Raw genomic sequence first — 22,047 nt, 5'->3', positions numbered from 1 at the left:
TCGTGCTCAGTGAGGCGGTTCGATCGGCAGCACCGGCCCCCCGTAGGGGGTGGGAATGGTGAAGCGGCCCCGCGGCGTTGGATCGGTTCGCCGGCCCAGATCTGCCCCGGGCGGTGGTCCGGCAGTATCGTCACCGCCCGGGCGCGGCGCGTTCTTGGCTCCTCGAATCGAGACCGCGGGGTCGTCGTCGCGGCAGTAGGTGTACATGAACGGTTCGGGATAGTCGGCCGCCGAAGGCAGATACGACGGGGTGCCGTAGTCGCAGGTGTAGCGCGGATAGAGTTCGGCCGTCGCCCAGACGCCGTGGTCATGGAAAGCGCTTGCCAGAGCGTCCAGCACCGATCCTCGATAGTCGGGGAACAGCGCGTTGAGCGCCGGTACCCGCAGGTAGAGCAGCTGCGCGGCGGTAGCCATGCTGCCCAGTAACTGCACCATCGTGTCGGAGTTATCGGCGAACAAGTGGTCGATGGCCGCCAGGGTGTGCGGTGTCCGCTCGGTGAGGCTCCGATACCCGCCTTGCATTCTGGCCACGCCGGCCAGGGTCCGATCCAGTGTCACGGCGGTCGCGGCCAGCCCGGCATTCTTGTCGGCTATCAGGTTCAGCACCACCCGGCTGGTCCTGATAATGCTGGTGGTTTCGGGCAACACCGAATCGAGCGTCGACAGCAGGAACGTGCCGCCATCAACAATGGCGGCAAGCTTTTTCGGCCCCGCCTGGCTCAGGCTCAGTTCCTTCTTGATCAGCTCGACCTGGTGCGGGTCGATCTGCGCGAGCAATCCGTTGGCATCACCGAGCAACTGCGCGAGGCTGACCGGGACCCTCGCCTGATCAACTCCGATCACTGCGCCCTCGCTTAGATAGGGCCCGGTGTCGGATTCGGGTTCGAAATCGAGGAACTGCTCACCAGCCGGAGACAGCGCCGACACATGAACGGTGCTGGACGCCGGAATCTTTACCTGCGATGTGATGCTGGCGATGGCATCGACACCCGATTCGGTGAGGTGCAGCGACTCGATTCGTCCGATCCGCACACCACGCAGTGCGACGTCCTGATTGGGCAGTAGGCCACCGGATTCCGGTAGCGAGACGGTAACCCGGTAGCTCGAGGCGAACGGCGTCAGCCGCAACGCGCCGACCAGCAAGTAGGCGGCCGCGACGACGAGGGTGAGAACCAGCCCCGCCACCGACAGCCACGTCTGCTGACGATGTCCCGCCCGCACCACGCGGACAACGGCATTGGCGATCGGCGTGATCACGGTGGGGGTCCCGGCGGTTGGGGGGACAGGGGAGGAGCGATCTGGATTTCGCCCGGAACCTCCGGGTCGGGCATCACCGGCAGCTGCGGCGAACCCGGTCCTCGCCCGACCACTCGTTCCTGCCGCCGCCACAGCGTGTAGTTCAACGAGCCGATGAACTGGTTCCAGTTGTAGCGGTGCGGTCCGTGCAATCCGACGTCGCCGGGGAAGCCGATGTCGGGTATCGATCCGAGCACCAGCCGGTCCACGCTGGCGCGCACCGAAAGTGCGCCCCGAGCAGTGGATTTAACCATCGGCGGGATCATCCGGTTCAAGGCCAGCCAGCTGGTGTCGGGGCTGACCGCGATGTCGTTGGCGGCCCCGGCAATCGTGTTGAGGTCTCGGATCATGCTGCGGCCGCTGGTGTCGGTTCCGCCCAATGCTGGGAACCTGGCCAGCAGGCGGGCGGTGTCGCCGACCTGGACGACCAGGTTGGACAGCTCCGCGGTGTTGGCGGCCAGGGCGTCGGCGGCAGGCTCGGCGGCGGCCATCAACTCGGTGACGGCCTGGTTCTTGGCATTGAGTTGTTCCGCCAGGCTGGCTAATTCGCTCAGGCCAGTCGAGATCTGCTCAGACCGCGAGTCCAGCGTGGCCAGCAGCCGGTTGGACTTGCGAATGAGATTTCCGAATGCCTGGCCCTGGTCGCCCGTGGCGTTGCCGAAGCCGTTGATCATGTTGGTGAAATTGCGTATTGCTCCGCCGTTGACCAGGATTGCCGCAGAGCTCAGCACCGATTCCACGGTTGCGGCCGCCGTCGTGGAATCCAACCCGATGGTGTCGCCGTCCTTCAACATCGCCGCCTCGGTACCGGCTCCCGCGGGTGGGCGCAACGCCACGAACACGTCACCGAGCGGGGTGGCGGTCCGCAACTCCGACGTGCTGCCCCGAGGCAGCCGAACGTCATCGGTAATGCGCAGCCTCGTCACCGCCGTGTAGTTGCGCGCGACCATTGACTCGACCTGTCCGACGTCGGCGCCGGCGAGCTTGACCTTCGCGTTCATCGGCAGGTTGAGCGCGTCGGCGAACACTGCGGTCAGCGTGTAACCCCCGGAGCCCAGTGTCGGAGCCGGAAGGGGAAGGCTATCAAGGCCGTTAGCGGCACATCCGGAGCTGAGCAGCGTGGTCACCGCGATCGCGGCGGCGGCTTTCCCGAACCCGCTCATCACTTCTGCCCCATGGCGGCCATGCCGTCCAGCACGAAGGTCAGGCCGAAGTCGGGCCCGAAATCCTGCAGGGTCCCAGTGCTGCATCCCAGCTGCCTCAAGCCCATCATGTTGCAGACCTCTTTGGTCAGCTGGCTGTCGAATATCATTCTGTCGGTGAGGAAGTGAGCTCGAACGGCACCGTTGGCCCGGTCGATGGCGTTGTACCCGTTGTCGGCCACCAGCGGCGCGAGATCAAGTATTTCCGCTAGATCCCGCTGCTGGTCGCTGACCGTCTGCAATGTGGTGTTGCCGTTGAGAACGGTCTGTCGGATCGCCTCGCGGTTGGCATCGAGCAGGTCACCGGCACGCTGCACCAGTTGATCGAGCCGCTTGCCGGTGTTGCCGCCGCCGATATCCTCGTCGGCCAGAATCTGGCTGACCTGATGGATCGTCGAGGCAAACTCCCGGAGCTTTGCGTCGTTGGCTGCTGCGGCGTCGAACAAGGAGCTGACGTTTCTGATGATCGTCGTGATCTGTTCGCGGGTCTGGGCGCCGCCGTCGCTGCTGAGCCGGAGCGCCCGCGACAGGGCGTCAAGGGCTCCCTTGATCTTGGCGCCGTTCCCGTCGACGATCTCGGTACCCCCGCTCAGCACATCGGCGACGGGACCACTGCCGTGACCATCGCCTTGCAGCGACTTGGTCACCTTGTCGAGAACGCTGAGCACCCGACTGAATTCGACGGGAGTCTTGGTGCGGGTCAAGCCGATGGTGTCGTGGCTTTGTAGCACCGGGCCACCCCGATAGGGCGGCGTGAGCTCGATCTGCCGGTCGGTGAGGATGGAGGTCGACACCGTGACGGCTTGGGCGTCGGCGGGAATCTTGACCTTGCGATCGATAATGAATTCGACTTCGACGTAGCCGCCTTTGGGCCTGATCTTGGTGACCTGGCCGACCGGCATACCCAAGACAGCCACCACGTTGCCCTCATACAGCCCCGAGGCGCTGTCGAACGGGGCTGTCACGGTCATCGGGTCATCATCGGCACCCATCCGCCACCACCCGGCACCGGCCAGCGCGACCACCGCCAGCACGGCGGCGACGACGGCGAGGATCTTGACCTTGCTGGTTGTCATTTGCAGTCCTTGAAATAGGGAATCATCCCGAACTGCTCGGCGCGGCCGCTGATCGCACACATCCATGAATCCACCAGCAGCAGGCCATTGGGTGCGTTGAAGTTGACGGCGTTGCCATCGCCGGTGATGTTGGTCGCCTCGCGGAAGAAGATCGGGCTGATCTGCAGCAGATTGCTCAACAGGTCGTCGTGTTGTGCCAACAGACCGGTGAACTCACGCATGTCTTTCAGCAGCGCATCCACGCCCGGGCGGTCGCCGATGATCTGGCGCAAGGTGCCGACGAAGCCGTCGAGGGATCGCATCATCGCGTGGAAGACGGCGCGCCGCGCGACGAACTGGCCCATCAGGTCCTGTCCCTGGTTGACCAGGCCGCCGATGGTGGAAAGCTGCCGACGCAAGGTATTGGTGACCTGCTCGGTGCTCTCGAGCAGCTGGCCCAATTGATCGCGGCGGGTGGCGATGATCGAGGACAGCGAGTCGATGTTGGCCACCGCCTGCGGCACCACCGGCGGTAGCTTGTCGAGCTGCCTGCCCAGCACGGTAAGCGACTGCGCGAATCGGTCCGAGTCGACCTGCTCGAAAGTTGTTGTCGCGTCTTTCAACGCGGCCTGCAGATCGTAGGGAACCGCGGTGTGTGCCAAGTCGAAGGTGTGGTCGGGAAGCGACGCCGCGCCGTCGGGCTCGATGGCCAGATAGCGGGATCCGAGAATGGTGGTGACTCTGATGGTGGCCGTGGAGTCCTTGCCCAGCACCACGTCATCGCGGATCCGCAGACCCGCCTCGACGTGATCACCGACGAGCTTCATGCTGGTGACGGTGCCGACCGGGATGCTCGCGATGGCGATCGGGTTACCGGCTCGCAGCGCAGCCGCCTGAAGAAACTCCGCCGTGTAGCGCCGATATCCGGCTCCGGCCAGATGCACCACCAGCATGGCCGCGATCACCACCGCGACCACCGCGACGGCGGCAAACCCCAGCCAGGTCTTGTTGTAGCTCTCCAGCGGGCGCCTCTGCAACGCGGAAAGCCTGTGGCGCAGCGATGAATCAGCCATCAGCCATGCTCCGGCATCGCGGCGTGTGCCGGGCTTGGTTCCCCGGGGTCGCGGCGTTGACGATGATCGGCATGACGTCGTTGAGGCCGGGGAAGAATCCGAAGGCGTTGATGTCGCATACGTATGCGTTGCCGTAGGCGCCCCGGTTGCCTACGCGGGTTAGTCCTTTCAACAGCAGCGGAATGTTGTCGCCGAAGAATGCCACCTGGGGCTCGACGCTGAGAATATGGCGGGTGGCGCCGGGCTGGCGGTCGATGAACTCACGCAGTTGCGGGTATACGTCGTTGGCGGAGGCGGATAGTCGCTCTAGTACCCGGGCCAGGGAGCCGATTGAGGAAACCAGCTCTGGACGGCGCTGGTCGAGGGTAGACACCACCTCCCAGGTATCGGTGGTCACGCCGTCGAGGTTGTCGTTCTGCTGAGCCAGGTTGTAGATCACCTTGTTCAGGTTGGTGATCACATCGCCAAGCGCCTGGTCGCGGCCGACGAATGTCTCGGTGAGCGTGGATGTCTGGCTGACCAATGTGGCCAGCGAGGCGGTGTCGCCCTGCAGCGACTCGATGATGCCCTTGGTGAGGTTGTCGGCGTCACGTGGGTTCAACAGGCTGAACAGCGGCTCGTAACCGTTGAGCAGCGCCGTGACGTCGAAGGATGGTTCGGTGCGCTGCACGGGGATGACACTGCCCGGCGCGAGCTGATCCGGACTGCCCTTCTTGCCCAACGACAGCCCGAGGTAACGTTGCCCGACGATGTTCTGGTAGGTCACCGAGGCGACCGTGTTGCCGAAGAGTCGTTGCTCGTTTTGTACAACGAACCGTACCTTCGCCAGTTTCCCTTCAAGGTCGATCTTTTCGACCCGGACGACCCGAACGCCGGCCATGCGGACGTCGTCGCCTTCACGCAGCCCGTACACGTCGGTGAACACCGCCGCATACGCCACGGTCTTTCCGGCGACTTCACGTCGCAGGCTGACATAGACCATCCAGGTGAGTGCCACCGCAACGACCATGAATAGGGAAAGCCCGATGAGCGGACCGCGAAACTTCATCGTGGCTCCCCACCCGCACCCGAATTACCTAGCGACACAACCGTCCCACGGGCGAGTGGTCCCAGCAGCAATTCGGTGGCGACGGTGGCGGGCCGGCCAGTGATCAGGGCGAGTGCGTCGCGCTCCTGGCGGCTGCCGACGGGACCGACGTTGCCGCCGAATGCCGACGGCGCAGCGGCCCCTGGTGGCGCGGGTGGCGCGGGTGGCGCATCGTCAGGGTCCCCGGTCCCCGGCACCCGCGGTGATGGAGTCAACCATGCGGGCAACGGTGGATTGGGATCGGTCAGATTGGGGCTCGGGTTGATCAGCGGCGGGCCGAGGGCCACCAGGTTGCCGTCTGGACCGACAGCGGTCCCCGGTGGCGGTGCCAGATCTTTGGGTGGTTGATAGTTCTGCGGCAGCAGCACTTCCGGTAGGTCGGGCCGAACCGGAACCAGCGGCGCCGTGAAGCAGCTGGGCCCCTTGAGTTCGCCGTAGCGCGGGCAGTCCGCGCGCGTGTATGAGTGGCTGGGCGTGAACGACAGGTTCACCCGCATGTTTCCGGTGTTGTTCTCGGGCATCCAGACTTCGTCCATGAACTTGGTGGCCAGGTTGTCCAGTTTGATGACCGCGGGCAGAAAATTGTCGGACTGCTGCGCCAGCACGCCCAGCACCGGAGTGAAGTCGGTGGTGATCTGGATCAGCTGATCGATGTGGTTGCCCAACGATTGCTGCGCGGTCCCGATGGTGTGGTCGGCGCCGGCGAGCAGGGCGGCGAGCTGTGCACGGGTCTCGGCGAACGTCTTCATCGGCTCCACGGCCTGGTGCAACGCCTCGACGAGTTCGGGTGCGCTGGCCTGCAATCCGCGGGTCGCGTCGATGAGCGCGGCGACCGTTGAGGGTTCTGAATCGGTGGCGACGATCGAAATGAGTTGATCGAGAAGGCGATTGAGCTGAGCTCCACCGCTGAGTAAGGACGCACGGCGATGGTCGGTGGCGGCCGCGATCGCAGCGAGGATTCCCAGCGAGTTATCCTCACGACCGCGTCCGGCCGCAGCGAGCAGATCGCGCAGCTTACTGACGGTGGTTTGAAAAAGTACCGTGGGTAGCCGGCTGTCTTCGGGGATGTGCGTCCCGGCCCGGATGGCAGGTTGGCGACCACGCGGTGCGGGTGCGTCGATCAGCTGCACCGACGACACGGCGAAAACGCTACTGGGAACGACGCGAGCGGTTACCGCCGCCGGAATCGATGCGGCGTATTCGGGTTTGAGATTGATGTGGACGTAGTTGGGCCGCCCGTTGGCCGCCGGAGCCACGCCGTCCACCATGCCGACCAGCACGCCGTGGTACTTGACGTCAGATCTCTTGGGCAGGCCGTCGCCCACGTTGCGCAGGTCCGCGGTTACGCGCACGTAGTCGTTGAGCCGGCCGGTCGATTTGACCAGCAGCGCAATGGTCAGCACCGCCGCCAGCAGCACACCACCAGTCCGATGCCGATCAGCTGGCGATCCGACGGGCCACGCCCGTCTGACTCAATGGAATTGGGCATCTGTCATCAACCTGACCATCTACCTAGCCGCCGAACCGTGCCCCGGAGTCGACGCCCCACAGTGCCATGGTGATCAGCATGTTCACCATGATCACGACGGTGATGCTGGCCCGCATGCCATGTCCCGCGGCAACACCGACCCCCTCGGGGCCGCCGCTGGCGTAGAAGCCGTAGTAGCACTGGATAGTGGAAGCGATCCACACGAAGATGACGGTCTTGAGCAACGAATAGAAGATGTCCTGACCGGCCAGCATCAGCGAGAAGTAGTGCAAATAGGAGCCGGTGGAGCCACCGCTGCTGATGCCTACCACCACTTGGGTGGTCAGGTAGCCGATGGCCAGACAAGCGGCATAGAGCGGGATCATCGCGACGATCGAGGCAACCAGGCGAGTCGTCACCAAGAACGGGATCGGGCGGATCGCAATCGATTCCCTCGCGTCGATCTCTTCGGCGATGCGCATCGAACTCAGCTGTGCGGTGAACCGGCAGCCGGCTTGCATCGCAAACGCCAGTGACGCCATCAGGGGAGCCAACTCGCGGGTGTTGACCAACGATGAGATCAAGCCGGTTGCGGGGCCCAGGCCAAGCAGATCGAGGAAGTTGTAACCCTCGATGCCCAGCAGCGCGCCAACGGTCATGCCGAGCACCACCGCCACCCCGGCGGTACCGCCCCCCACCACAATCGAGCCGTTGCCCCAGGTGATGTTGGACAACAGCCGCAGAAACTCGCCGCGGTATTGGCGCACCGCGATCGGCACTCCGGCCAGTGCCCGGAAGAAGAAGACCAGCATGTGGCCCAGCCGAATGATCGGCTTGGTGGTCCTGCGGTAGAGCCGAACCACCTGCTCGGTGATGGGCGCTAGCGGCCGGTAGGCGGAAACCGTCATGTCACAGCCCCGTCCGGGGAGCCAGTATGACGTGCAACTGGCTGATCGAGACGTTGACGATCATCAGCACCAGGATCGATTCGACGACCGCCGCGTTCACCGAGTTCGCCACGCCCGTCGGCCCGCCCTTGGTGGACAGGCCCTTCTGGGCCGATACGACCGCCACGATGGCGCCGAAGATGACGGCCTTGAACAGCGCCAGAAACATGTCGTCGGTCGTCGCGAAAGACGCGAACGTTGCCACGAAGCTGCCCGGTGCCCCGTTCTGGAAGTACACGTTGAACATGTAGCTGGCGAAAAAGCCGACGAAGCACACGACACCGGTCAGCGCGACACCGATCATGATCGCGGCGGCAAAGCGCGGCACCACCAGGCGCCGGATCACCGATAAGCCCATGACTTCCATGGCGTCGGTCTCTTCGCGCATCGTTCGCGAACCTAGGTCGGCGGCGATGGCCGATCCGACAGCCGACGCCATCAGGACGGCCGCCACCAGCGAGGCTCCTTGCCGGATGACCGCCAGGCCGCTGGCGGCTCCGGCCAGTGAGGTGGCCCCGACCTGGCCGGCGAGCAGCGCGAACTGAATCGACAACGTGACGCTGATCGGCAGCGAAACCAGGATCGTCGGCAGCACCGCGGTCCCTGCCATGAAGGCGCCTTGGCGGACGAACTCTTGCCACTGGAAGCGGCCGGTGACCAGATCGACGAAGAAGTACTGGATGGTGCGCACCCCGAGGACGAACTGTTCACCGACGGTGGTGAGTGCGGCTAGTGGGTGGCGCCTAACGTAGCCGGCGGCCCAGTCACCGATGGCGGCAACGCCGTCGTCATTGCGTGAACCGAGCAGTGCGGGCTCGGGTTGGGTGGTCATCGCGGTGCAACCAACGGCGTCGTAAGCAAACCCGGGCCGCGCCTCATCGCGTGCTAGCGCCCGACTCCATTGGCGCCCTCCCCACCGCTTTTGTCCTACATCGTCCAGCAGAAGTTATCGGGCGCCATGGAGAGAGTCTTGCCTGGGGTGGCGCGCTCGGGTTCCGCGACTCTGCAGCTCAGTACGGTATTCGGTAACACGCTAGCCTAGTCGATAGGCACTTTCAATAGTGTAGAAACGTTCATCCGCGATGATCTACCATCAGCGCGGAAGGCATAATCGCCTTGCTGTTCCGGGATGGCGTCCGAGGGTGATGGTATGAACCTGGCAAACATTCGTTCGCTGCGAGACTGTCGGCGCGCCGAGTTGTTTTCTCTGATTCACCAGACCGCCCACCGACTCTTTGCCGAGCGTGGATTCGACGCGGTGACGACCGAAGACATTGCCGCGGCGGCTGGAGTCTCCATCAGCACCTACTTTCGGCACGCCCCCACCAAGGAGGGACTGCTGGTCGATCCGGTCCGGCAGGCCATCACCGAGATCGTCAGCTCCTACCGCAGCTGGCCCGCGGATGAATCCGCGGTCGAGGCCTTGATCGCGTTGTTCGTCAGCTACGCCAGGGACGCCGGTGATCTCAAACTGGATACCTGGCGCCGGGCGATCGCGACCGCTCCCTACCTGTTGAGCAAGTCGGCTTTGGTGAGCGAAGACGACCAGCACCGCTTCATCGAGCACGTCGCTTCCCGAATGGGAGTCGACGCGCGCACCGACATTCGACCGGCATTGCTGGTCCACACGAGCCTGGCCACAGTGAAATTCGTATTCGATCGCTGGCTGAGCACGGATCCGCCGTCCAGCCCGATATTTCACGTCCAGATGGACCAGGCGCTGCGGATCGCGCTCGCCGGATTCCGGTAATGCGATCAGGCATCTCCCGTCGAGTCGCGAAGCGGAGCCCAACTTCGTGGTGCGCCACGATATTTGGGTGCGTCCAAGCGGGAGCGGCTCAAACCCCCGCGCCAGTGCGTGCAGCTTTGAAAGGATGAGGCCGTGCATCCACCACCGCAGGCATCACTGCACCCGTTGACGACCCCCCGAGCCGCGGCGCTGGCTGGAGTGGTCTTTGCACTGCTGTTCGGTGCCGTCATCATCCTGATTCGCACCAGAATGCCTGAGGGTGAGGGGGATACCGCGGGCTGGCTCAACAACGAGCACGGCGGGATCGCGACCGCTGCCATGCTGATGCCGTTCGCGGGGATCAGCTTCTTGTGGTTCATCGGGGTGGTGCGTGATGGCTTCGGCCGCTATGAGGACCGGTTTTTCGCGACGGTGTTTCTGGGCAGCGGCTTGCTGTTCTTGGTGATGATCTTCGTCATGACGGCGGCGTCGGCCGGGCTGGTGGCCAGCAATGCCAATGTCGTCGACCCGGCCGCGCATGCCGAGGTGGTCAGGTTTGGCAAGGCGGTGGTGCTGACTGCCAGCAAGACCTACGCGCTGCGGATGGCGGCGGTGTTCATGATCTCGCTGGCGACGATCTGGCTGCGGACCGGCTTGATGCCGCGCTGGCTGGCCGGAATCAGTTACGCGGCCGCCGCGGCCCTGTTGACCGTCAGTGACGTCAGCATGTGGGTGACGCTGATGTTTCCCGCGTGGGTGCTGCTGGTCAGCGGCCTGATCTTGGCCAGATCGCAACGAATCCACGAGATGCGCGCAGACACCCAAACCAGCTCCGGGTCTCCAACGGCGTCATGAGGGCGTCCCGAGGGCCATCCAAAGCAAAAGGTCAGAGGGCGGGAAACGCCCTCTGACCAGTGGGGTGAGTGACGGGACTCGAACCCGCGACCCCCAGGATCACAACCTGGTGCTCTACCAACTGAACTACACTCACCATGGCCGTCGCCCGCCCCGACCGGGGCTAACCAACGGCGACGTCGATACTAACCGCTCGGACGCTCCTGGGCCGAATCGGTTGCCTCCGGTGCGTCGTCCACGCCCTGAAGATCGGCGACCACCGCGGTGATTTCGCTGGTAGTGGGCCCGGGCTGGGGCACGAATGCGGTACGCCGGTAATACTGCAGCTCCCGGATGGATTCGTGAATGTCGGCCAGTGCCCGGTGCGCCAGCCCTTTGGGCGGTTGTCCGAAGTAGATACGCGGATACCAGCGCCGGCACAGTTCCTTGATGGAGCTGACATCGATCATCCGGTAGTGCAGAAATGCGTCCAGCGCCGGCATGTCGCGGGCGATGAACGAGCGGTCGGTGGCGATCGAGTTCCCGGCCAGGGGCGCCGTCTTGGGTTGCTTCACATGTTCACCGATGTAGTCGAGCACCATCGCCTCGGCGGTGGCCATGTCGACCGTGGATGCCCGCACCTCTTCGGTCAGCCCGGAGCGCGAGTGCATGTCGGCGACCACGTCGACCATCGAGGACAACGCGGCGTCGTCGGCGTGGATCACTACGTCCACGCCGTCTCCCAGGATGTTTAGGTCGGCATCGGTGACCAGTGCGGCGATCTCGATCAACTTGTCCGACCCAAGATCCAGTCCGGTCATTTCACAGTCGATCCATACCAATTCCTCACGCACAGCGCTCAGACTAAGGCCCTCGCCCGGCTCGCACCCCGCCTGCCCCCGGCAAAGTAGTGTGATGCTTTCCCCAACTGCACGCCGGAACCACTGGGAAAAGGGGGCGCGGCAACGATGAGTACCGATGGGCCCGACGGGCAGGTGGGGCCGGCGCAGCGGATCGCAGCCGGCTACGACGTGGACGGTCAAGCGCTTCAGCTGGGCAGCGTCGTGATCGATGGCGAGGCGGACCCAGCTGCACAGATTCGCATTCCGCTGGCCACTGTCAACCGGCACGGTCTGGTAGCTGGGGCCACCGGTACCGGAAAAACCAAGACGCTGCAGCTGATCGCCGAGCAACTCAGCGCGGCTGGGGTGTCCGTGCTGATGGCCGACGTGAAGGGAGACCTGTCCGGCCTGTCTCGAGCCGGGCAGACCGATGACAAGCTGGCGGCGCGGGCCGAAGAGACCGGGGATGCGTGGACGCCCACCGCATTTCCGGTGGAGTTCCTGTCGCTGGGTGCCGGCGGGGTGGGCGTTCCGGTGCGCGCCACCATTTCCAGCTTCGGCCCGATCCTGCTGGCAAAGGTGTTGGGACTTAACGCCACCCAGGAATCGACGCTTGGACTGATCTTTCACTGGGCCGATCAGCGGGAACTTCCGCTGCTGGACCTCAAAGACCTGCGTGCGGTCATCACGCATCTGATCAGTGATGAGGGCAAGGCCGAGCTGAAATCTCTTGGCGCGGTATCTCCGACGACGGCCGGCGTCATTCTTCGGGCGTTGGTCAACCTGGAGGCCGAAGGCGCCGACAGCTTCTTCGGCGAGCCGGAACTCAGACCCGATGACCTGCTTCGTGTCGACGGCCAGGGCCGGGGCATCATCTCCCTGCTCGAGCTGGGGAGTCAGTCGCTGCGCCCGGTGTTGTTCTCCACCTTCCTGATGTGGGTGCTGGCCGACCTGTTCACCTATCTGCCCGAGGTGGGGGATCTGGACAAGCCGAAGCTGGTGTTCTTCTTCGACGAGGCGCACTTGCTGTTCAGCGATGCCTCCAAAGCTTTCCTGGAGCAGGTCGAGCAAACCGTCAAGCTGATTCGCTCCAAGGGCGTAGGGGTGTTCTTTTGCACCCAATTGCCGACCGACCTGCCCAAGGATGTGCTGTCCCAGCTCGGCGCCCGGATTCAGCACGCGTTGCGGGCATTCACCCCCGACGATCACAAGGCACTGACCAAGACCGTACGCACCTACCCGAAAACCGATGTCTATGACCTGGAGTCCGCGCTGACCTCGCTGGGAATCGGCGAGGCCGTCGTCATGGTGCTCTCCGAAAAGGGGGTGCCGACGCCGGTGGCGTGGACCCGGATGCGCGCGCCGCGGTCGCTGATGGGTGCTATCGGCTCCGAGGCGATCCGCGCTGTGGCCCAGGCCAGCCCACTGCAGGCCGTCTACGGCCAGACCATCGACCGGGAATCGGCCCACGAGATGTTGAGCGCCAAGTACGCGCCGGCGACCGAGGCGGCGGAGCCACCCGCGACGGCGCCTCAGCCCCCACGAGGAAAATACGACCCGCTGCCCTGGCCGCAGGACTTCGACTTACCGCCGATGCCGACGCCCGTCGAGCCGCAGGGACCTCCGTTGTGGGAAGAAGTGCTCAAGAATCCCACCGTGAAGAGCGCGATCAACACCGCCGCACGAGAGTTCACCCGCAGCATCTTCGGTACCGGGCGGCGTCGGCGCAAGTAACGCCTAGCCGCCCCCGAGCTTTTTGTAGAAGCCGCCCACGATGGATGCCACGATGGCCCGGGGAGCGTACTGACTGGCCACCGACATGGCCTTCGAGGTCAGGCCGGGAACGACGCGCATCTTGTTGCGGGCCAAGGCGTCCAATGAAACCTGGGCGGTGTGTTCGGTGGAGATCCACAAGAAATCGGGTACCAGCCGTTCGACCAGCGAGGCTTCGCTGGCGTCGGGCAGGTCGGTGCGTACCGGCCCCGGGGCCAGCAAGGTGACGTGCACTCCGGAGCCGCGCAGCTCACCGCGCAGCGATTCGCTGAAGGTGTTTGCGAAGGCTTTGGTGGCGGCATAGGTCGCGTTGTAGGGGATCGGCGAGTTGCCGGCCGCCGAACCGGAAATCAAGATCCCGCCGGCCCTGCGCTCGATCATGCCCGGCAGCACTGCCAAGGTGAGGTCGTGCACGGCGACGGCATTGAGCTGCACCTGCGCCTTTTCGCCCGCCGGGTCCAGCGATGCGACCGGACCGAACGTCGCGGTGCCGGCGTTGGCGCACAGGATCGAGATGGGTCGCGCGGCGAGTTCGTCGGTCAGCTTGGTGCGTTCCTGTGGGTCGGCGAGATCTGCCGGCCGGACTTCGACGGTGACGCGGTACTTGTCGGTCAGCCGGGCGGCGAGCTCGTTCAGCAGCGATTCGCGGCGCGCGGTGACGATCAGGTTGTGCCCCCGCGCGGCCAACTCGGTGGCCAGCGCTTCGCCGATGTTTTGCGAAGCTCCGGTGACAACGGCACGTGCGTCGGGACTGGGCGCAGGTATCGGCATGAGCCAATCGTAGACAGTGGCCTTTTCACAACGACCACAAGCGCAGCGGAGCCGACGCAGCAGGTCGCGGCCAATCGCGAGATAGAGTGCCGGGCATGACCAACCCGGCCACCGGAACGTTTGTGCGATCCCGGGTGGTGGCATGGGCGCTGTGGGACTGCGGGTCGACCGGTTTGAACGCGATCGTGACGACCTTTGTGTTTTCTGTCTACCTGACCAGCATGGTGGGAGAGGGGATGCCCGGAGGCAGTGACCCGGCCAGTTGGCTGGGTCGAGCCGCGGCCGCCGCTGGCCTGACCATCGCGTTGCTGGCTCCGCTGGTCGGCGTATGGGTGGAATCCCCGCACCGCCGCCGGGTGGCCCTGGGCGTACTGACCAGCGTCACGGTGGCGCTGACCTGCGCGATGTTTTTGATCCATGACAGTCCCGGATACCTGTGGGCCGGGTTGGCATTGCTGGCCGCGACCGCGGCGTGCAGTGACCTGGCGAGCGTTCCGTACAACTCGATGCTGCGTCAGCTCTCCACGCCGACGACCGCCAGCCGGATCTCGGGTTTCGGCTGGGCATCGGGATACGTCGGCAGCGTTGTGTTGCTGATATTGATCTATCTGGGCTTCGTGGCGGGCAGCGGCGCTCACCGCGGCTTGCTGCAGTTGCCGGCGCATGACGGCTTCAACATCCGGGTCGCGATGCTGCTCGCGGCGGCTTGGTTAGCCGTGCTGGCCTCGCCGCTGCTGCTGGTAGCCCACCGACTCCCCGATGTCGGCACGGTGCCGCAGCCGGCGACGAGAATGCTCGGCGCCTACCGAAAGCTGTGGGCCGACATCAGTTCGGAATGGCGTCGCGACCGCAATCTGGTCTACTTTCTGATCGCCAGCGCGATCTTCCGGGACGGCCTGGCGGCGATGTTCGCCTTCGGGGCGGTACTGGGCGCCAACGTCTACGGGCTGACTCAAGCCGATGTACTGCTGTTTGGTGTGGCCGCAAGCGTGATGGCCGCGGTCGGGGCGGTGGTCGGTGGGTTTGTTGACCATCGGGTCGGATCCAAGCCGGTCATCGTCGCATCCCTGGCCTCGATCTTGATCAGTGCGATCGTTTTGATGGTGCTGTCGGGAGCGACGGCTTTTTGGGTGTGCGGGCTGCTGCTGTGTCTGTTCATCGGACCGTCGCAGTCGTCGGCGCGCGCTCTGTTGCTGCGCATGGCACCGCACGGCAAGGAGGGGGTGGCCTTCGGCTTGTACACGATGACAGGCCGCGCCGTGGCGTTCCTCGGGCCGTGGCTGTTTTCAATCTTTGTCGACATCTTCAGCGCGGTCCGAGCCGGACTGGGCGGCATCTGTCTGGTGCTGGCGGTGGGACTGGTGGGAATGCTGGTGGTGCGTGTTCCGCGGCACGGCGGTGTCGTCGTGACCGAGACGACCTAGCCCGAGGCGTCGCAGATGGTCAAGCCGACCCCGGTGCGCTGGCGGACCTGAACACCGCTCACCGTCACCGAGCAGGTCACGTTGTGGCCGATGTTGACGATGGTGACGCTCGCCGGATGGTTCGCCGACCGCGACAGGCTCACCTCTTTGCTCCAGGGCAGCGCGACATTGAATTCGGTCTGTATGACGTCCCCGGTGTCCATGTAGGTGACGCTGATCGCGCGGCCTTCGCCGGTGACGGTGTACACGACGGTCTGCATCGCACCGGCGGTAGGCGTCGTGGTCGGTGTCGCCGAACCGCTGGTCGTTGTGGGCGCCGGGCTGCTGCTGGGCGTGGGTGAGGTTCGCGTCGTGGGGGGCGCGATTGTCGAGCTTGGCCCAGCGATCGGTGGCAGCGGCTCGAGGGCGGTCTGGTTCTTGACTGAGATGTTCGCGATCACCAGCGCGATGACCAAACCGATGACCAGGACCACCGCCGCGCCAGCCGCGATCCACAGCCAGCGCGGTGTCTTCGGGCCTTCCGGCGGTGGCGGTCCGTCGCGCAGCACCTCGCCCGGCTGACCCGGGTTCTGTTGCCAATACTGTGGCGGCAATTGCTGAGTGGGGTTGGCCTCGTCGTAAGAACCCGGAGCCCATTGCGGAACGTGACCGCCGTATGTCGGCGCATAGGGCGCCTGGTCGGCGTAGGCCGGATCGGCGGGCGGCGTGTTTACCGGACCCTGCGGCCAGCCTGGCCCGGGCCCCGGTTGCGGGGGACCATACCGCAGGGGTCGACGCGGATCGTTCATCCCCACCTCATGGATTGAAGGGTACCCAAGATTTACGTGGCCGTGATGCCAGACCGGTTTTGTACCCGGTTGCCCCGGTCCGCCCCGCTCGCCATGTCCGCGAGCGCGCGCTGCGGCATTGTCTCCCTAGCTCACCACGACTCCGCCAAGAGCTTAGGTGCCGATGCCGAGCGCGCGCTCAGCGCTGCCCGTGATGTGAAGGCGATTGTGGCTGCGCGGCGCGGCCGGCGTTAGGCTCCCACGTCGACCGTTAGCGCGGCGACAGTCATCGCCCGCATCACGGAGCGGGAATGGGGTGCACACGCCGACTTGGTATCGGCTGATTTCATGCTGTGTGGCGTGGAATTGAGCAAGCCGAACGCGGCATGCGCCATCAGCCGGGCGTCGGCTTCGGCCAGGCCGGGATCCAGTTGGCGCAGCACGCCCACCCAGATCTCCACGTACTGCCGCTGGGCTTTGCGCACCTGGCGTTCGGCCGCCGCGGGCAGGTGCCCGAGGTCGCGGTCCTGGATCCGGATGAGGTCCGGTTCGCCCAAGGCGAAGTCGAGATGGAAATCGATCAAACCGTCCAGAGCGGCGGCAGCGTCATTGCTGTTGGTGGTCACCTGACGGGCACCGGCGAGAAGCCGGGAGCTGATTCCGACTAGCAACTCGATCAGTAGTGACTCTTTGTTGGGGAAGTGCCGGTAGATCGCAGGACCGCTGATGCCGGCCGCGGCGCCGATGTCTTCGAGTCGTACGGCCAGAAAGCCGCGCTCGGCGAACAGTCGCTCGGCCGCCGATAACAGCTGCAAACGCCGATCGGACTTTTGCTGGCTGCGACGATTCGGGGTCGCGGTCTGCTCGTCCGGGGCGGACGCTGCCATGACGGCCTCCGTCCAACTCGTCCTGGACACTTCGGTTAATCGTCACTAACGTAACACGAGTTAGTCGATATTAACTCCGCGTGATGCAAATAGACGGAGGGGCCGTGGCAACCACCGCTGCCGCAGACCAAAATCAGCTCTCGTATGACCGTGGTCCCATCGCGCCCGCCCTACTCGAGATGACCATCGGCGCAAATTTCGCCGTTACCGCGTCCCAGTGTGAAAGCCGCGACGCCCTCGTCGATGTCCGTTCGGGCCGTCGGTGGAGCTACGCCCAGCTTCTAACCGACGTGAGCCAATTGGCGACGGGCTTGGTGAGGGCGGGGATCGGCCGTGGCGATCGGGTCGGGATCTGGGCGCCAAACCGCTGGGAGTGGGTGCTGGTCCAATACGCGACCGCTGAAATCGGAGCCATCCTGGTCACGATCAATCCTGCCTACCAGGCGCGCGAGTTGGAGTATGCATTGCGCCAATCCGGCGTCGCGATGGTGATCGCCGCTTCGGGTTTCAAGGGGTCGGACTACGCGGCGATCCTCGCGGAGGTAGCGCCGGGGTGTCCCGAACTGCACGATGTCGTGTTCTTAGACGGCGATGGCTGGGCGAAGCTGGCCGGATCCGGTGCCGATTTGGTTGCGCTGCAGGAGATTGCCACCACACTCAGCGCCGACGATCCCATCAACATCCAATACACCTCTGGCACAACGGGCTTTCCCAAAGGTGTCACGCTGAGCCATCGAAATATCCTCAACAACGGCTATTTGGTGGGTGAACTGCTCGAATACACCGCCGAGGATCGCATCTGTATCCCGGTGCCGTTCTACCACTGCTTTGGCATGGTGATGGGCAATCTGGCGGCTACCAGCCACGGCGCCTGCATGGTGATTCCGGCACCTGGGTTCGACCCGGCCGCGACTTTGCGGGCCGTGCAGGACGAACGGTGCACCAGCCTGTACGGCGTCCCGACGATGTTCATTGCCGAGCTCGGACTGGCGGACTTCGCGACTTATGACCTGAGCAGCCTGCGTACCGGCATCATGGCGGGCTCGACCTGCCCGGTCGAGGTGATGCGCAAAGTGATCGACCAGATGCACATGGCCGGGATCTCCATCTGTTACGGCATGACCGAGACATCGCCGGTGGCGACCCAGACTCGCAGCAACGATTCCCTTCAGCGACGCGTCACGACGGTGGGGCGGGTGGGTCCGCACCTGGAGATCAAGGTGGTCGACCCGGCGACCGGTCGGGTCGTGCCCCGCGGCACCGCCGGTGAGTTCTGTACCCGGGGCTACTCGGTGATGTCTGGGTACTGGAAGGCTCCGGAGCGGACCGCGGAGGTGATCGACCCCGAGGGCTGGATGCACACCGGCGATCTGGCGCTGATGGACGAATGCGGATACGTGCAGATCACGGGCCGGATCAAGGACATCGTGGTGCGAGGCGGGGAGAACATTTCGCCGCGTGAGATCGAGGAATTCCTCCACTCTCATCCCGATATCGTCGACGCCCACGTTGTCGGGGTGCCCGACGAGCGGATGGGCGAGGAGCTGATGGCGGTGGTCAAGCTGCGTGCCGGGGCGCCAGAGTTGACCACCGGCCTATTGCGCGAATACTGCGCCGGCCAAATCGCCAAATTCAAGATCCCGCGATATTTGCGGCTCGTCGACGAGTTCCCGATGACTGTGACCGGCAAGGTTCGCAAAGTTGAAATGCGCCAACAGGCGATCGAGTACCTCCGTGGGCAGCACTGAGCGTGCGGGTACGCGCTCTCTTTACGTGCTGGGCGGGGCAGTGGTATTGTCAAGCTTCGGTTAATCAAGATTAACTGAAAAAATCTCAGCCCGAGCCGATAGCGAGGAGACTCTGCGGCAATGGACAAGGTAGTGGCCACCGTCGCGGAGGCGGTGGCAGACATAACCGATGGGGCGTCGCTGGCGGTCGGGGGATTCGGCCTGTGCGGCATTCCGGAAGCGTTGATCGCGGCGCTGGTAGATAGTGGTGTCACTGACCTCGAGACGGTGTCGAACAATTGCGGTGTCGACGGCGTCGGGCTGGGCGTGTTATTGCAGCACAAGAGAATTCGCCGAACCGTTTCCTCCTATGTGGGGGAGAACAAGGAGTTCGCGCGTCAGTTCCTTTCCGGCGAACTCGAGGTGGAACTGACCCCGCAGGGCACGTTGGCGGAGCGGTTGCGCGCCGGTGGTATGGGCATCCCAGGTTTCTACACACCGGCCGGTGTTGGTACCCAGATAGCCGTCGGCGGCCTGCCCTGGCGCTACGACGCCTCGGGCGCGGTCGCGGTGGTGTCGCCTCCCAAGGAGACTCGTGAATTCGATGGCGCTACTTATGTTCTCGAGCGCGGGATCCGCACCGACTTCGCGCTGGTTCATGCGTGGAAGGGGGACCGGCACGGCAATCTTCTGTATCGCTACTCTGCGGCGAACTTCAACCCCGAGTGCGCTCCGGCGGGCCGGATCACGATTGCTGAGGTCGAGCATCTTGTCGAGCCCGGCGAGATCGACCCGGCCACAGTCCACACCCCGGGCGTGTTCGTGCAGCGGGTGGTGCATGTGCCCAATCCCATCAAGCGGATCGAGAAAGAGACGGTGCGGCCGTGAACCCGCTGGCGACGATGCAGAGCGAAGCGATGAGGAGGAGCGGCGCCAGATGAGCTGGAGCAGAGACGGCATGGCCGCACGGGTGGCCACCGAATTCGAGGACGGGCAGTACATCAACCTCGGTATCGGAATGTCCACGCTAATCCCCAACCACATTCCCGAGGGCGTCACCGTTGTCCTGCACTCGGAGAACGGAATCCTGGGTGTCGGCCCCTATCCCATTCGCGAGGAACTCGACGCCGATCTGATCAATGCGGGCAAAGAGACGGTGACCACGCTGCCCGGTGCGGCGTTCTTCGGCTCGTCCACCTCGTTCGGAATCATCCGGGGCGGCCACTTGGACGTCGCGGTGCTTGGGGCCATGCAGGTTTCGGTCAGTGGCGATCTGGCCAACTGGATGATCCCGGGCAAGATGGTCAAAGGAATGGGCGGGGCGATGGATTTGGTGCACGGCGCGCGCAAGGTGATCGTGATGATGGAGCACGCCGCCAAGGACGGCAGCCCGAAGATCCTGGAGAGATGTACGTTGCCGCTGACCGGGGTGGGTTGCGTCAACCGGATCGTGACCGAACTCGCGGTCATCGACGTTTGCCACGACGGCCTGCACCTGATCGAGACCGCACCGGATGTCTCGGCGGAGGAAGTCGTCGCGAAAACCCGACCGCCCCTTGTCCTCGATGATCTGGTCGCCCGGTGACAACCATCGCCGCGCCATCATTTGCCGACGAGCATCGCCGGCTGGTCGCCGAATTGAACACCAAGCTTGCGGCTGCGGCCCTGGGGGGCAATGAACGTGCCCGCGAACGCCATGTCGGTCGCGGCAAGCTGTTGCCGCGCGAGCGGGTGTACCGCTTGCTGGACCCGGGCAGCCCTTTTCTGGAGTTGGCCGCGCTGGCGGCGAACGGCATGTACGGCGACGAATCTCCGGGCGCGGGGATCATTACCGGGATCGGCCGGGTCTCCGGGCGGGAGTGCGTCATCGTCGCCAACGACGCGACGGTCAAGGGCGGCACCTACTACCCGATGACGGTGAAAAAGCACCTGCGTGCTCAGGAAGTCGCACTGCAGAACCTGCTGCCGTGCATCTACCTGGTCGACTCCGGCGGGGCATTCCTGCCCCACCAGGATGAGGTCTTCCCGGACCGCGAACACTTCGGACGGATCTTCTACAACCAGGCGACCATGAGCGCCAAGGGGATTCCGCAAGTGGCCGCGGTACTTGGTTCGTGCACGGCCGGCGGCGCCTACGTGCCGGCGATGAGCGGCGAAGCCGTCATTGTCCGCGAGCAGGGCACGATCTTTCTGGGCGGCCCACCTCTGGTCAAGGCGGCCACCGGCGAGATCGTCACGGCCGAGGAACTCGGCGGCGGCGACCTGCACTCGCGGGTATCCGGTGTCACCGATCATCTGGCCGACGATGACGAAGACGCGCTGCGGATCGTGCGTGCGATCGCGGCCACCTTCGGCCCACTGGAACCCGCGCAATGGGAGATCGGCCCATCCGTTGAACCCAAGCACGCTCAGACCGAGCTCTATGACGTCGTGCCCCCGGATCCGCGGGTGCCCTACGACGTGCACGACGTCATCGTGCGGCTGATCGACGGCGGCGAATTCAGCGAGTTCAAAGCCAATTACGGCAAGTCGCTGGTGACGGGGTTCGCGCGCATCCACGGACATCCGGTCGGCATCATTGCCAACAATGGCGTCCTGTTCAGCGAATCTGCGGTCAAGGGAGCGCACTTCATCGAGCTGTGCGACAAACGCAAGACCCCCCTGCTGTTCCTGCAGAATATCGCGGGCTTCATGGTCGGTCGTGACTATGAAGCGGGGGGCATCGCCAAACACGGCGCAAAGATGGTCACCGCCGTGGCCTGCGCCCGGGTGCCGAAGCTGACCGTGGTGATCGGCGGATCCTATGGGGCGGGTAACTATTCGATGTGTGGGCGGGCGTACTCGCCGCGCTTCATGTGGATGTGGCCGAACGCGCGGATTTCGGTGATGGGCGGTGAGCAGGCCGCCTCGGTGCTGGCCACCGTGCGTGGCGAGCAACTTTCCGCGTCCGGCAAGCCTTGGTCGTCCGACGAGGAAGAGCAGTTCAAGGCGCCCATCCGGGAGCAGTACGAGAACCAGGGCAATCCTTATTATTCGACCGCACGCCTGTGGGATGACGGCATCATCGACCCGGCCGACACGAGAACCGTTGTCGGACTTGCTCTGTCGGTGTGTGCTCACGCACCCGTGGAATCGGTCTCCTACGGCGTCTTCCGGATGTGACTC

Annotated in this window: 19 protein-coding genes, 1 tRNA gene and 1 pseudogene; 8 read left to right on the top strand and 13 right to left on the bottom strand. The window is 64.6% G+C overall.

Annotated features, from left to right (window positions below):
* Positions 1–6 precede the first annotated feature (6 nt).
* From SHTP_RS18755 to SHTP_RS18720, 8 genes and pseudogenes are all read right to left on the bottom strand, one after another.
* A complete protein-coding gene (locus tag SHTP_RS18755) occupies positions 7–1,257 on the bottom strand; it encodes an MlaD family protein (RefSeq protein ID WP_015356604.1) in 1,251 nt (416 codons plus the stop codon).
* Complete coding sequence (locus tag SHTP_RS18750) at positions 1,254–2,459, bottom strand: MlaD family protein (RefSeq protein WP_096371431.1); 1,206 nt, start codon at positions 2,457–2,459, stop codon at positions 1,254–1,256. Before SHTP_RS18750 ends, SHTP_RS18755 begins: the two co-directional genes overlap by 4 nt.
* Complete coding sequence (locus SHTP_RS18745) at positions 2,459–3,574, bottom strand: MCE family protein (RefSeq protein WP_096371430.1); 1,116 nt, start codon at positions 3,572–3,574, stop codon at positions 2,459–2,461. Before SHTP_RS18745 ends, SHTP_RS18750 begins: the two co-directional genes overlap by 1 nt.
* A complete protein-coding gene (locus tag SHTP_RS18740) occupies positions 3,571–4,626 on the bottom strand; it encodes an MCE family protein (protein ID WP_096371429.1) in 1,056 nt (351 codons plus the stop codon). The genes SHTP_RS18745 and SHTP_RS18740 overlap by 4 nt, the downstream gene beginning before the upstream one ends.
* Entirely contained in the window at positions 4,619–5,674 is a 1,056-nt protein-coding gene (locus tag SHTP_RS18735; protein WP_096371428.1) for an MCE family protein, read from the bottom strand. The genes SHTP_RS18740 and SHTP_RS18735 overlap by 8 nt, the downstream gene beginning before the upstream one ends.
* Positions 5,671–7,202, bottom strand: a pseudogene (locus tag SHTP_RS18730) (MlaD family protein). The gene SHTP_RS18735 and the pseudogene SHTP_RS18730 overlap by 4 nt, the downstream one beginning before the upstream one ends.
* Positions 7,203–7,225: 23 nt before the next feature.
* Positions 7,226–8,089 (bottom strand): MlaE family ABC transporter permease, encoded by an 864-nt coding sequence (locus SHTP_RS18725; protein ID WP_096371427.1) that lies wholly within the window; start codon positions 8,087–8,089, stop codon positions 7,226–7,228.
* 1 nt (position 8,090) lies between these two features.
* Positions 8,091–8,960, bottom strand: a complete 870-nt coding sequence (locus SHTP_RS18720; RefSeq protein WP_096371426.1) for an MlaE family ABC transporter permease — start codon at positions 8,958–8,960, stop codon at positions 8,091–8,093.
* Between the two features lie 318 nt (positions 8,961–9,278).
* On the opposite strand from SHTP_RS18720, the gene SHTP_RS18715 reads away from it, so the two are divergent.
* Positions 9,279–9,878: a TetR/AcrR family transcriptional regulator gene (locus SHTP_RS18715; RefSeq protein WP_096372545.1), complete on the top strand. Its 600-nt coding sequence runs from the start codon at positions 9,279–9,281 to the stop codon at positions 9,876–9,878.
* A gap of 132 nt (positions 9,879–10,010) precedes the next feature.
* On the top strand, positions 10,011–10,712 hold the full coding sequence (locus SHTP_RS18710) for a hypothetical protein (RefSeq protein ID WP_086085613.1): 702 nt from the start codon (positions 10,011–10,013) through the stop codon (positions 10,710–10,712).
* Positions 10,713–10,772: 60 nt separating this feature from the next.
* Here SHTP_RS18710 and SHTP_RS18705 read toward each other — a convergent pair.
* Together SHTP_RS18705 and orn are read right to left on the bottom strand one after the other, a co-directional pair.
* A tRNA-His gene (locus SHTP_RS18705) sits at positions 10,773–10,848 on the bottom strand.
* Positions 10,849–10,897: 49 nt separating this feature from the next.
* The gene (gene orn / locus SHTP_RS18700; RefSeq protein WP_096371425.1) at positions 10,898–11,545 is read right to left on the bottom strand and encodes an oligoribonuclease; all 648 of its coding nucleotides are present in this window, start codon (positions 11,543–11,545) and stop codon (positions 10,898–10,900) included.
* A gap of 114 nt (positions 11,546–11,659) precedes the next feature.
* Between orn and SHTP_RS18695 the strand changes: the two genes are divergently transcribed.
* Positions 11,660–13,267, top strand: coding sequence for a helicase HerA-like domain-containing protein (locus SHTP_RS18695; RefSeq protein ID WP_096371424.1), 1,608 nt, complete (start codon positions 11,660–11,662; stop codon positions 13,265–13,267).
* Between the two features lie 3 nt (positions 13,268–13,270).
* On the opposite strand, the gene cmrA is transcribed toward SHTP_RS18695, so the two are convergent.
* Positions 13,271–14,077, bottom strand: coding sequence for a mycolate reductase (gene cmrA, locus SHTP_RS18690; RefSeq protein ID WP_096371423.1), 807 nt, complete (start codon positions 14,075–14,077; stop codon positions 13,271–13,273).
* Positions 14,078–14,172: 95 nt separating this feature from the next.
* Between cmrA and SHTP_RS18685 the strand changes: the two genes are divergently transcribed.
* Positions 14,173–15,501 carry an MFS transporter gene (locus SHTP_RS18685; protein WP_096371422.1) on the top strand — a complete coding sequence of 443 codons (1,329 nt, stop codon included), beginning with the start codon at positions 14,173–14,175 and terminating at the stop codon, positions 15,499–15,501.
* Here SHTP_RS18685 and SHTP_RS18680 read toward each other — a convergent pair.
* Together SHTP_RS18680 and SHTP_RS18675 are read right to left on the bottom strand one after the other, a co-directional pair.
* Positions 15,498–16,289, bottom strand: a complete 792-nt coding sequence (locus tag SHTP_RS18680) for an MmpS family transport accessory protein (RefSeq protein ID WP_012395454.1) — start codon at positions 16,287–16,289, stop codon at positions 15,498–15,500. The genes SHTP_RS18685 and SHTP_RS18680 overlap by 4 nt on opposite strands.
* Positions 16,290–16,519: 230 nt before the next feature.
* Entirely contained in the window at positions 16,520–17,155 is a 636-nt protein-coding gene (locus tag SHTP_RS18675) for an SACE_7040 family transcriptional regulator (RefSeq protein ID WP_096371421.1), read from the bottom strand.
* Positions 17,156–17,334: 179 nt separating this feature from the next.
* On the opposite strand from SHTP_RS18675, the gene SHTP_RS18670 reads away from it, so the two are divergent.
* The 4 genes from SHTP_RS18670 to SHTP_RS18655 all read left to right on the top strand — a co-directional run bounded on the left by SHTP_RS18670 (position 17,335) and on the right by SHTP_RS18655 (position 22,044).
* Entirely contained in the window at positions 17,335–18,903 is a 1,569-nt protein-coding gene (locus tag SHTP_RS18670) for an AMP-binding protein (RefSeq protein ID WP_231991506.1), read from the top strand.
* A 120-nt stretch (positions 18,904–19,023) separates the two neighbouring features.
* The gene (locus SHTP_RS18665) at positions 19,024–19,770 is read left to right on the top strand and encodes a CoA transferase subunit A (RefSeq protein WP_096371419.1); all 747 of its coding nucleotides are present in this window, start codon (positions 19,024–19,026) and stop codon (positions 19,768–19,770) included.
* 49 nt (positions 19,771–19,819) lie between these two features.
* Entirely contained in the window at positions 19,820–20,467 is a 648-nt protein-coding gene (locus tag SHTP_RS18660; protein WP_096371418.1) for a CoA transferase subunit B, read from the top strand.
* Positions 20,464–22,044 (top strand): carboxyl transferase domain-containing protein, encoded by a 1,581-nt coding sequence (locus tag SHTP_RS18655; protein WP_096371417.1) that lies wholly within the window; start codon positions 20,464–20,466, stop codon positions 22,042–22,044. The genes SHTP_RS18660 and SHTP_RS18655 overlap by 4 nt, the downstream gene beginning before the upstream one ends.
* Positions 22,045–22,047 lie beyond the last annotated feature (3 nt).

Origin of the sequence: Mycobacterium ulcerans subsp. shinshuense (genome assembly GCF_002355775.1) — a bacterium.
Taxonomy (GTDB): Bacteria; Actinomycetota; Actinomycetes; order Mycobacteriales; family Mycobacteriaceae; genus Mycobacterium; species Mycobacterium marinum.
The sequence above is the reverse complement of the archived record's forward strand: the minus strand, read 5'-3'. Positions and strand labels throughout refer to the sequence as shown.